Below are 500 nucleotides of genomic sequence, written 5' to 3' on the forward strand. Positions count from 1 at the left end.
GACAACCCGAACGTCCAGCTGGAAAAGGCACCCGCCGGTTCGACCTTCTTCCACACATTCTCCAACGGTGACGGCCGCGACGTTCGCGAAGTTTACAAGGTCAACGCCGACAAGTCGGTGACCCTCGTCAACCGCACTGTCTCGAACGCTTCGTAATCAGCGCGCCTCCCAGCACGCAAACCCTTTGGCGGCCGGCTCGGTCCCCTCTCCCCCTCCCCCAACCGGGTCGCCGCCAACCCCACGCTACACAAGGAATACCACCATGAAGACCATCATTTCTGCAGCCCTCATTTCCCTCGCAGCCGGCTCGGCAGCCTTCGCTTCCGTCCAGCCGGCTGCGAGGGAAATGAGGGCTGCAGAAATGATGGTCTTCATGGTCGTATTCCTTGTGTAGCGTGGGGTTGGCGGCGACCCGGTTGGGGGGAAGGGGGAGAGGGGACCGAGCGGGCCGCCGAAGGGAGAGTCTTTGGGAGGCGCGCTGATTACGAAGCGTTGGAGAC

1 protein-coding gene is annotated in these 500 nt (G+C 62.6%); it reads right to left on the reverse strand.

Annotated elements, in window-relative coordinates; genetic code table 11:
• Positions 1 to 243 precede the first annotated feature (243 nt).
• The gene (locus QWE_RS25970) at positions 244 to 375 is read right to left on the reverse strand and encodes a hypothetical protein (protein ID WP_276307008.1); all 132 of its coding nucleotides are present in this window, start codon (positions 373 to 375) and stop codon (positions 244 to 246) included.
• Positions 376 to 500 lie beyond the last annotated feature (125 nt).

Origin of the sequence: Agrobacterium albertimagni AOL15 (genome assembly GCF_000300855.1) — a bacterium.
GTDB classification, from domain to species: Bacteria; Pseudomonadota; Alphaproteobacteria; order Rhizobiales; family Rhizobiaceae; genus Allorhizobium; species Allorhizobium albertimagni.